At 67.8% G+C, this 9771-nt stretch carries 11 protein-coding genes; 1 reads left to right on the forward strand and 10 read right to left on the reverse strand.

The genetic code is table 11. The features are described 5' to 3' along the window. Positions 1–749, forward strand: a 749-nt coding sequence (locus tag VJS90_RS12085; RefSeq protein WP_324121889.1) for a LysR substrate-binding domain-containing protein, incomplete at its 5' end; no start/stop codon positions are given. 10 nt (positions 750–759) lie between these two features. Here the strand turns inward: VJS90_RS12085 and madM are convergent. From madM to VJS90_RS12135, 10 genes are all read right to left on the reverse strand, one after another. Beyond that, a complete protein-coding gene (gene madM / locus VJS90_RS12090) occupies positions 760–1524 on the reverse strand; it encodes a malonate transporter subunit MadM (RefSeq protein ID WP_324121890.1) in 765 nt (254 codons plus the stop codon). Between the two features lie 2 nt (positions 1525–1526). Then, the gene (gene madL, locus VJS90_RS12095) at positions 1527–1952 is read right to left on the reverse strand and encodes a malonate transporter subunit MadL (RefSeq protein ID WP_324121891.1); all 426 of its coding nucleotides are present in this window, start codon (positions 1950–1952) and stop codon (positions 1527–1529) included. A 61-nt stretch (positions 1953–2013) separates the two neighbouring features. Continuing rightward, positions 2014–2934, reverse strand: coding sequence for a malonate decarboxylase subunit epsilon (gene mdcH / locus VJS90_RS12100; protein WP_324121892.1), 921 nt, complete (start codon positions 2932–2934; stop codon positions 2014–2016). Continuing rightward, positions 2931–3548 (reverse strand): malonate decarboxylase holo-ACP synthase, encoded by a 618-nt coding sequence (locus VJS90_RS12105; protein ID WP_324121893.1) that lies wholly within the window; start codon positions 3546–3548, stop codon positions 2931–2933. The genes mdcH and VJS90_RS12105 overlap by 4 nt, the downstream gene beginning before the upstream one ends. A gap of 2 nt (positions 3549–3550) precedes the next feature. After that, the gene (mdcE, locus tag VJS90_RS12110) at positions 3551–4345 is read right to left on the reverse strand and encodes a biotin-independent malonate decarboxylase subunit gamma (protein ID WP_324121894.1); all 795 of its coding nucleotides are present in this window, start codon (positions 4343–4345) and stop codon (positions 3551–3553) included. After that, a complete protein-coding gene (locus VJS90_RS12115) occupies positions 4342–5196 on the reverse strand; it encodes a biotin-independent malonate decarboxylase subunit beta (RefSeq protein WP_324121895.1) in 855 nt (284 codons plus the stop codon). Before VJS90_RS12115 ends, mdcE begins: the two co-directional genes overlap by 4 nt. Next, entirely contained in the window at positions 5189–5488 is a 300-nt protein-coding gene (locus VJS90_RS12120) for a malonate decarboxylase subunit delta (RefSeq protein WP_324121896.1), read from the reverse strand. The genes VJS90_RS12115 and VJS90_RS12120 overlap by 8 nt, the downstream gene beginning before the upstream one ends. Before the next feature lies 1 nt (position 5489). After that, a complete protein-coding gene (locus tag VJS90_RS12125) occupies positions 5490–6350 on the reverse strand; it encodes a triphosphoribosyl-dephospho-CoA synthase (protein ID WP_324121897.1) in 861 nt (286 codons plus the stop codon). Then, positions 6350–8011, reverse strand: a complete 1662-nt coding sequence (gene mdcA / locus VJS90_RS12130) for a malonate decarboxylase subunit alpha (protein ID WP_324121898.1) — start codon at positions 8009–8011, stop codon at positions 6350–6352. The genes VJS90_RS12125 and mdcA overlap by 1 nt, the downstream gene beginning before the upstream one ends. 133 nt (positions 8012–8144) lie before the next feature. Continuing rightward, positions 8145–9608: a UbiD family decarboxylase gene (locus VJS90_RS12135; RefSeq protein WP_324121899.1), complete on the reverse strand. Its 1464-nt coding sequence runs from the start codon at positions 9606–9608 to the stop codon at positions 8145–8147. Positions 9609–9771 lie beyond the last annotated feature (163 nt).

Here is a 9771-nt window from a genome sequence, read left to right on the forward strand (position 1 = left end):
CGCTGGAAAGCGCCTATGTGCTGGAAAAGCAGGCCCGCCAACTGATCACCGATGCCGCGGAAATGGTCCGGCTGACCCGCGAAGCCGCGGGATTCTCATCCGAGCGCTTCAAGCTCGGCGCGCTGTACTCCCTGACCGTGAAGACCGTGCCCAAGCTGATCATGGGCCTGAAGCTGCGCCGCAGCGAGCTGAACATCGACCTGACACTGGGCTCGAACGTCGACCTGCTGTACCGCCTGAAGAACTTCGAGCTGGACGCGATCCTGGTGTCCCTGGACGATAGCGTCAATGATCCGGCCTGCGAGCACTTGCCGCTGTTCTCCGACGATATCTTCCTGGCAGTGCCGACCGACTCGCCGTTCGCCTTGCAGGACGAGGTGGACCTGGCGGACCTCGCGGACTCCACCTTCATCACCCTGACCCAGGGCTTCGCCACCCACCGCGATGGCTCGCGGGTGTTCGAACAGGCGGGGTTCGAGCCAAAGGTGGCGATGCAGGTGAACGATATCTTCACCTTGCTCAGCATGGTCAGCTCGGGCGTGGGCTACGCGCTGCTGCCGGGGCGGATCGCGGCGGTGTACGAGAACCGCGTGCGGTTGATCCGCCTGCAGGCGCGCTATCACCTGCAGCAGCACATTGGCGTGGTGTTTCTGAAGGCGCGCGAGCGGGACCCTAACCTGCTGGCGTTAGTGGCGGAGTGCCGGATGTACAGCCGGGCGGCGATCGAGCAGCGCCACCCGGCCCCCTGACACGCTGGCGTCAGCCCACCAGGCCGCGCACGCAGAAGTACAGGATCGATGGCCCCATCAGGCATCCCAGCCCGGTATGGAAGGTGGCGGTGAGCGCGCCATACGGCACCAGGCGCCGGTCGGTCGCCGCGAGGCCAGCGGTGACGCCGGACACGGTGCCGGCCAGGCCGCCGAAAACCATCGCCGAGCGTGGATTGTCCAGCGCCAGCAGCCGCGCCGACACCGGCGTGAAGACCATCACCAGGATCGCCTTGATCAGCCCGGTGGCGATCGACAGCGCCATCACATCGGAACTCGCCCCAAGCGCCGCACCGGTCACGGGCCCGACGATGTAGGTCACGGCACCCGCGCCGATGGTAGTCATGCTCACCGCATCGCGGTAGCCGAAGACCCAGGCCACGCCCGCACCGACGATGAAGGGCAGCACCGTGCCCAGCAACAAGGCCACGGCGCCGATCATGCCGGCCTTGCGGGCTTCGGTGGCCTGCACTTCAAAGGCCGTCGCGACGATGGCGAAGTCCCTGAGCATGGCCCCGCCCATCAGGCCGATGCCGGAGAACAGGGCCATGTCCGCCAGGCCCTTCTGCCCGCCGGTCAGCGTACCGCCGACCCAGGCGAGCACCAGGCCGATGACGATGGCGATCGCCGAGCCATGCACGCGGCCAAAGGTGAGGTACTTCGACAGCACGACCGACACCCACATGATCCCGCCCACCACCGCGAACGCGGTGATCAGGCCGTTGTGTTCCAGTGCGTTTTCGATAACGGGCCACATGATCAGCGACCTCCCGCGGCGGCAACGGTGTGAGAGGCGGTGTCAACCGGCGGTTCGAGCGGCGGCAGGGGCTCGCCGCGGTGGCTGCGGCTGATCACCGCGATGGTCACCCCGCAGACCAGCACCGCGCCGATCGCCGCGAGGATGGCGACCGGCCCGCCATGCAAGGCGGTGACCACGTTCTGCTGGGCGGCCATGGCGACCACCACCGGGATGTACATGGCGCCCCAGAAGCCGACACCCAGTTCGCATTCCTTGCTCATGCCGCCCTGGCGATGCATGTAGAGCCGCGCGCAGATCAGCAGGATCATGGCGATGCCCACACCGCCCACGTTGGATTTCACGCCCAGCAGCATGCCCAGGAAGTCGCCGACGATGACACCCGCCAGGGTGCACACGGCCAGCAGAGCCACACCGTAAATGATCATTGTTGTTATCCTCAGGTTGTGTCGAAGTTGCTTGTTTTTGTCCTTCGAAAGGCAACGCGGTCTATCGGCTGTGGCTTACCTCCTGACGCAGCAATGCGTCCAGCGTGTCGGCGCGGGTGCCGTCGACTGCCACCACCCTGCCCTGCTCCATGATTCGCCGCGCCAGGCCGCTGAGCACGCTGCCGGGTGGCATCTCGATATGCAGGCGCACGCCGCGCTCGTAGGCGTTGCGCAACGTAGCACGCCAGTCGACGACCCTGGCCATGTTCCACGCCAGGTCATCGCGCAGGCGTTCCGGGTCAACCACCAATCGCGCGGAGCTGCCGCTCAGGTAGCGGATGGTGGGCCGGCGTAGCTCGATGCGCGTGAACGCCTCTGCCAGCGCCCGGGCCGGCGCCTCCAGCAACGGGCAGTGGGAGGGCACGCTGACGGCGAGACGGCTGGCAGTGCCCAGTCCCCGTTCGCGCGCCTGCTCGGCCACCGCGGCCATCGCCACCTCGCTGCCTGCGATGACAAGCTGGTGCTCGGCGTTGAGGTTGGCGATGAACACCTCGCCACCCACCTCGGCCAGCAGCTGCTCGACCTGGCCAAGATCAGGGCCGCTCAAGGCAGTCATGCCGTAGCCCTGGGGATAGGCACCCTGCATCAACTCGCCCCTCAGCGCGACCAGCCGCACGGCATCGGCGAAGTCCAGCGCATCGGCGACCACCGCCGCCGCGTAGGCACCAATGGACAGCCCGGCCACGTAGTCCGGCGCGGGGCTGCGCTGCATCAGCCAACGCGCGCTGGCGACACCGGCGACAAGCAGGCACAGCTGAACCGCGCGGGTGCCCTGCAAGGCCTCGGGGCTGTCCAGCGCCAGGATATCCTCGCCAAGCGCATCGCTGGCCTGCCGCAAATAGCCGCTTGCCTCCCGAGGCAGGCGGTGCAGCATGCCGGGCTGCTGGGCGCCTTGGCCGGGAAAGGCGAACAGGCTGCTCACGCCGCACACTCCGCAGCCTGCCACGGGTTGCTGACCAGGCAAGGGCCAGACGATGACTTGAGCAGCACCTGACGAGCCTCGCCCGCCCATTCCCGCAGCGCTACCGAGCCGTGCGGCGTTTCCAGTTGCAGGTCGATCGGGCATGCCGCGCCCTGCAGCGCGGTCAGCAACCGGCGAGCGTCACTCCGATCGAGCAAAGTGGGCGTTCGCAGCAGCAGGTCAAGATCACTGGCGGCGTGCACCACGGGTACACCGGTGGCGAGCTGATAACCCACGCCGCCAGTTGGCCCCCACGCCAGGCCGGTCGCGTCCAGCAAGGGAGCGACCGTCACAAGGGCCTGCAGCGCGGCGGGCAGCCCTGCGCAATCACGCACCTTCAACACTTCGGGACGCAGGATCCGCCGGATGTCGACCAAGGCCATTTCCAGCGCGAGACGCTGCGATCGGGCAGCCCCCCGCAGGCCCACCGGCACCCGCCCCGGCGCGCACACCGCGCGCCGCACCACCACGGGCTGCCCGCTGGCCAGCACCTCACGGGCCCAGGCCGGCGCATCCTCCGGCAAGGCCTGTGGCGACAGGCCCCATAGCAGATCGTGAGGACGTGGCGAGGGCATGTTCACGCCTCCTGCCATTGCGCGCGCAGGATGTCCCGTACGCGGCTCGACGCTTGCCGGTTCTTGCCGCCAAGGCGCGAAGACAGGTCGGTGCTGGTGCCGATATCGCGTATCGCCTGGCCCAGGCACGCGCGAGTGCGGACAAGATCGGTGGCGCTCGGCGACTCCACCGCCTCGACCGCCAGCCGCTCCCAGAGCAAGCCAAGCGAAGCATAGCTGTCGAGGTCATAGGCCATCGGCGGCACCTTGGCCGCCAAGGCTTCCAGCGCTTCGACGCTGCGCAGGGTAATGCGCGCGGCGGCGGCCTTGCCCATGGCGTGAACCATCACGCCGCCATCATCCAGGGCAATCAGCCGCTGGGCCTGGTAGCCGTGGGCCAGGAACGCGCCGGACATCGCCTTGCCCACCAGCAAGCCGATCACCGGGTGGCCTGCCAGGCGCGCCCGGGCATAGGCATCCACGGCGCCGGCCAGGGCCTGGTGAATGCCCAAGGCCTCCTCGCGCCGGCCGTAGGCCTGGCTGGGCACATCGATCACCGCGACCAGGGCCCGTTTCTCTTCACGCTCGCTGTCCGCCTCGATTGCCTCATCCACCGCCTTGGCCAGGCCCCAGCCTTCGAGCAGCCCCACCTCGCCATTGCGGGCACGCGGGAACGGGTTGCTGGCGTCTGGCACCACGGCGATGAAGCGGGTCAGACGATTGTCCAGCTCGCCATCGACGACCCGGACGGACGCCGGAAAGCCCGCCTGGGGCGCGCCATCGGCCAGGGCCGTCAGCCAGTTCAGTGCTCTGCTCATGTCCGGTCTCCCTGATACAGGCCGCGCACGTCGGCGGCGTCGATGTGTTCGCAGTCGCTGCCCAGGCGCGCCAGCCGCTCAAGGAACCAGGCATGCCGGCCGCTGCGTGGTTGCGCGCTGCCAGGGCTGGCCAGCAGGCCTTGCACGGTGCCGCGGATCTGTTCGATGTCATCTGCCACGTACGCTTCCACCAATCCGCTGGCCATGCGCTGCTCGCCGCCGGTCAGGCTCCAGATGAACGGGCGGTCGCGGGAGTCGTATTCCTCGATGCCGGCTTCCTGCTCGATCACTTGCGGGCCGTTGAGGCCCAGCCGGGCTTCCTGGGTCACGACCAGATGGCTGCACAGCCCGGCCGCAATCGACATGCCGCCGAAGCAGCCCACCGGGCCGGCGATCAGGCCGATCACCGGCTGGTGACTGCGCAGCCCAACGATGGCGGCCTGGATCTCGGCGATGGCGGCCAGGCCCAGGTTGGCTTCCTGCAGGCGCACGCCGCCGGTTTCCAGCAACAGCACGGCGCAGGTCGGAATACCTTGCTGGTTGTCTTCGATTGCCAGCTCCAGTGCCGCGGCGATCTTGGCGCCGCCAACCTCGCCCAGGCTGCCGCCCTGAAAGCCGCCTTCGATCGCGGCAACCAGCACGGGACGCCCGTCGATACGGCCTTTGGCGATGATCACACCGTCATCGGCCTGAGGCACGATGCCCTGCTGTTCCAGCCAGGGTGACATGACCCGGTCGAAGGGACCGGGCAGCTCGCGGAAGCTGCCGTCATCCAGCAGCGCCCTCGCCCGCTGGCGGGCACCGAGTTCGACGAAGCTGCGCGCTTCGAGCAGGCGGGCGATGTCAGTCATGGGCGATCTCCTCGAAGCCTTGTTCCAGGCGCAGGCGCACGACCCCGGGCGTGGCGCCGAAGTCATGGATGTCGATGTTCAGGGCTGGAAGGGTCCGGCCTTCGAGCAGGCGTTGCAGCACCTGGGCCCAGCGTGGCGCGCTGCCGCTCACCGAGGTGATCACCTGGACCGCCAGGGTACCGGGCGTGCCGGGCTCGATCAGCACTTCAAGGTCACCCGAGCTGACGCAGCCCACCAGGGTGCGGCCCCGGCCCGGCTGGCCCGCGGGAAAGTGGAAGTTGAGGGTTTCCATGTCACAGGCTCCCGGCTTTGTCGAGGAACAGGCAGGCGGCCAGCAAGTCGGCGGCGCCGCCCGGTGAGGCGTTAAGTTGCAACAGGCGGGCGTCGAGCGCCCGCAACTGGCGGCGGCCGGCGAGGCTGGCGCTGCCGCCCGCCTGCAGCACCGCCTCGGCGCCTTGCCGCAGGGCGGTCAGGCCGTCCATGCCGGCACGCCAGAGCACGCAGGTGTCATCGAGTTTCGACATCAGGGCCAGCAGCGCATCGAGTCGCGCATGGGGCTCGCTGACCCCGGCGGCACGGCTGCGCAGCAGTTGCGGCAAGCCGTGCTCGATCAGCGTCGGGAAACCCAGCTGCGCTTCTTCCCGCGCGCCGCGCACCGCATAGCGCTGACACACCTGGCTGCCGTGGCTGGCCGCGCGGGGTGCGGCGGGATCGTCGATCAGGGCGATGCGCCCGGCGCGCCATGCCAGGGTGGCGGCTTCGACCGGCGCGGGTTGCAGCGCCCTGGCCGCCACCAGCAGGCCCAGCGCCCAGATCGCGCCGCGGTGGGTGTTGACGCCACCGGTGGCCGCCAGCATTTCGGCTTCCCCCTCACGGCCGATGCGGCCCAGTTCGAGGCGCAGCGGCGCGGAGATCGCGGCATGCGCCTGGGCGGCGTCGGCCATCTCCCGGAAGCATGGCCATAGGGCCAGGGCCGAGGCATGCATCAGCTCAAGGCTCAGGTCGCGGTGCGCGCCACGGCCGCGGCGGTCGACCAGGCCGGGCTTGGGTGACAGGTCCGCCTCGTCGATGAGGGCTTCGACGGCCAGGTCGGCCAGGCTGTCGGAGAGCGGCAGGGGCTGGGGCAGCGGGTGATTGCGGACAAGTGCGCTCATTACCAGCTCCTGAAGCGTGCGGGTGGGTTGTAGAGGCCGCCGGACCACTCGACCAGCTCTGCGATGCTCTTGGCGGCCAGCAGCGTGCGGCTGGCCTGGTTGCGGTGAATGCCCAGGTCCTCCGGCAAGGCGATCAGGCCTTCCTGGCGCATGCGCTGGGTGTCCTTCGGGTCGTGGCGCAAGCCGATGGCGGTCACCCCGGCCACGGCGGCGATCATCTTCTGCCGCTCTTCAAGGCTGCGGGCCTTGTAGAGGTAGGCGATGCCTTCCTCGGTCAGCAGGTGGGTGACGTCGTCGCCGTAGATCATCACCGGGGCCAGAGGCATGCCGGTCTTCCTGGCGACCTCGACCGCATCGAGGGTTTCCACGAAGGTTGGCTTGCCGCCTTCCTGGAAGGTCTCGACCATCTGCACCACCAGCTTCTTGCCGCGTTCGAGCATCGTGTCCGGGGTGGTCATGTCCAGCCAGGCTGGCGTCGCATGGCGCCGCCCGCGCGGGTCGTGGCCCATGTTGGGCGCGCCACCGAAACCGGCCAGGCGCCCGCGAGTGACGGTCGAGGAATGGCCATCGCCATCCACCTGCAGGGTCGCGCCGATGAACAGGTCCACCGCGTACTGCCCTGCCAGCTGGCACATCATGCGGTTCGAGCGCATTGAGCCGTCGCGGCCGGTGAAGAACACGTCCGGGCGCTGGGCGATGTAGTCCTCCATGCCCAGCTCGGTGCCGAAGCAATGCACGCTCTGCACCCAGCCGGTCTCGATGGCCGGAATCAGGGTCGGGTGCGGGTTGAGCGTCCAGTTGCGGCAGATCTTGCCTTTCAGGCCCAGGGACTCGCCGTAGGTGGGCAGGATCAGCTCGATGGCGGCGGTGTTGAAGCCGATGCCGTGGTTCAGTGACTGGACGTTGTGCTTCTCGTAGATGCCACGGATCGCCATCATCGCCATCAGCACGTGCACCGGCTTGATGTGGCGCGGGTCGCGGGTGAACAGCGGCTCGATGTAGAACGGCTTGTCGGCGACCACCACGAAGTCCACCCACGAGGCCGGGATATCGACACGCGGCAAATCGTCGACGCTGTCCACCAGCTGGTTGACCTGGACGATGACGATACCGTCGCTGAAGGCGGCGGGCTCGACCAGGGCCGGGGTGTCTTCGGTGCTGGGACCGGTATAGATGTTGCCCTCGCGGTCGGCCATGAAGCCCGCCGCCAGCACCACGTTGGGGATCAGGTCCACCAGCAGCCGCGAGTACAGTTCGATGTAGGTGTGGATGGCGCCCACTTCCAGCAGGCCGTCGTCGAGCAGCTGGCTGATGCGCAGGCTCTGCGGCCCGGCGAAGGAGAAGTCGAGCTTGCGGGCAATGCCGCGTTCGAACAGGTCCAGGTGTTCCGCGCGGCTGACACTGGGCATGATCATGTGCAGGTCATGCAAGAGGCCTGGATCGACCTTGGCCAGCGAGCGTGAGAGGAAGTCGGCCTGCTTCTGGTTGTTGCCTTCCAGGACCACGCGGTCGCCGGGTGCGAGCAGGGCTTCCAGCGCCTCGACGATGCGCTCGCTTGGCAGGACCGGGCCGTCGGCCAGGTGGCGTACCTGGTCAAGGCGACGCTGTTTCTCGGCACGCCGGCGCGACCATTGCGGCGCAGGGGTTGGTCTTGTTGTCATTGGGGGCTCCACAGTTGCGCTGTCGTGAAGCCACCTTAGGGGGTGGGGTCGGGTGCATCAATCAAGGGGGATGGCTGATCATTACGTTTAGAGTAACGATCAGCACCCCCTGCTGTTGACCCCGCGTGCAGGGCTACTCCGGCCAGTTATCCAGCACGCGCCGCTTCAGTGCCGGCGGATAGGCCTGCTCGAACGAGGAATGCAACGGCCGCGCCTGCGGCTGCAGCGTGTCGAACACCACCTTCGGTCCACGACGCGCCACGTATTCGTCCTCGGTGTAGCACTGCGGCAGCCGCACGATGCGCTGGTCCTCGAACACCGCGCGGCGCCCGGTGGGATGGACGCGGGTAGCGAGCGCCCAGACGACATCGGTCAGGCTGGTGGGATCGATGTCGTCATCGACCAGGTAGATCTGCGGCACGAAGAGCATTGCATCGGTCTTGAACAGCACTTCCCCGACCCGCTGCGCAAATTCCTCGCTGGTAACGCCAGGCAAGCGCTCGCGCCAGTCACGGGGAGCCACCGCAAGGAACCAGTGCACCGCGGCCGCTTCAGGCGCCCAGACGGTGGTGACCGGCAACCCGGCGTCACGCAGGTGCGACAGGGCATCCGCGGCGATGCCGATTGCCCAGACGGTGTGGGATTCATCCGTCGGGCGCCCGGCCACGACCAACGGCCAGATCGGGTCGTCGCGGTGGGTGATGGCTTCCACATGGAAGGTCGGCTGGGCGGACGAACCCGCGCCCAGATAGCCCCCGTATTCGCCATAAGGGCCTTCCATGCAATCGCGCTCGATCGACACATGGCCTTCGATGACGATCTCTGCGGTCGCCGGCACCTCAAGGTCGACGGTCAGCGCTTTCACCAGCTCGACGGGTGCGCCTGCGAGTGCGCCGATGTAGTCGGCTTCGTCCACTTCGGCCGGCAGCGGCATCCCGGATATGCAGGAGATCGCCGGGGCGGGTCCCTGTACCAGGGCGTAGGGCATGGGCTTGCCCAGCGCGACCCACTCGGTCCAGATCTGTCCGATATGCTGGCTTGGCACCATGAGGCCGACCATGCGCTTGCCGTCGACTTTCATCACCCGGGCAATCGACCAGTTGATCCAGCGGCCGTCCGGTGTCTTGACGATCAAGGTGCCCCAGGTATTGGCGTAACGGCCGCCATCCTGGTCATGGGCGAAGGGAATCGGGAACTTGTCCAGTGTCGCTTCGTCGCCGAGCAGCACGTGCTGTCGACACGGGGCGCCTGCCGGATCGACCAGCAGCGGTTTCTGGTAGGGCACGTTGCGGGTGTCGGCGAGCGCCGTAACGATTTCGGGGCCGGTCAACGTTGGCGCCAGTCCCAGCGACATCGCGACCCGGGCATACGGCATATCCGCGCGCGAAGACAAGGCTGCCGGGGCACCCAGGATGCGAAAGCCCGGGGCGGTTCCGGCGATGTTCTCGAACAGCGGCGCCGGTGCCTGGATTTCGTAGCTGCGGCGGGTGATCGCCCCAGGCTCCAGGTCGCCATCGACCTCCCAGTGGACGTGCATGATGTCGCCCAGTGCATCCAGTCCGGCGATGTAGCTTCTCAGGTCGTTGAAATACTTCATCTGGCTCTCCTTCGCCGTGTAGCGGTCGTTCTTGCTGCCAGGTGGCATTTCAGCGGGGGTGAATCATGACCGTGATCCGGCGCCGTTCGACGACCTTGGCCTGTTCGCCTTTGCCAGTGAGCTTGTCGAACGTGACGGTCGTGTCCGCATTCCTGGCGGGGTT

It is taken from the genome of Pseudomonas sp. (genome assembly GCF_035277045.1).
Taxonomy (GTDB): domain Bacteria; phylum Pseudomonadota; class Gammaproteobacteria; order Pseudomonadales; family Pseudomonadaceae; genus Aquipseudomonas.

Excerpts from the sequence above, each read along its gene's own strand:
- VJS90_RS12105 (WP_324121893.1), bottom strand. The coding sequence starts at position 3,548 with ATGCCCTCGCCACGTCCTCACGATCTGCTATGGGGCCTGTCGCCACAG.
- VJS90_RS12135 (WP_324121899.1), bottom strand. The coding sequence starts at position 9,608 with ATGAAGTATTTCAACGACCTGAGAAGCTACATCGCCGGACTGGATGCA.
- madL (WP_324121891.1), bottom strand. The coding sequence starts at position 1,952 with ATGATCATTTACGGTGTGGCTCTGCTGGCCGTGTGCACCCTGGCGGGT.
- VJS90_RS12120 (WP_324121896.1), bottom strand. The coding sequence starts at position 5,488 with ATGGAAACCCTCAACTTCCACTTTCCCGCGGGCCAGCCGGGCCGGGGC.
- mdcA (WP_324121898.1), bottom strand. The coding sequence starts at position 8,011 with ATGACAACAAGACCAACCCCTGCGCCGCAATGGTCGCGCCGGCGTGCC.
- madM (WP_324121890.1), bottom strand. The coding sequence starts at position 1,524 with ATGTGGCCCGTTATCGAAAACGCACTGGAACACAACGGCCTGATCACC.
- VJS90_RS12115 (WP_324121895.1), bottom strand. The coding sequence starts at position 5,196 with ATGACTGACATCGCCCGCCTGCTCGAAGCGCGCAGCTTCGTCGAACTC.
- mdcE (WP_324121894.1), bottom strand. The coding sequence starts at position 4,345 with ATGAGCAGAGCACTGAACTGGCTGACGGCCCTGGCCGATGGCGCGCCC.
- VJS90_RS12125 (WP_324121897.1), bottom strand. The coding sequence starts at position 6,350 with ATGAGCGCACTTGTCCGCAATCACCCGCTGCCCCAGCCCCTGCCGCTC.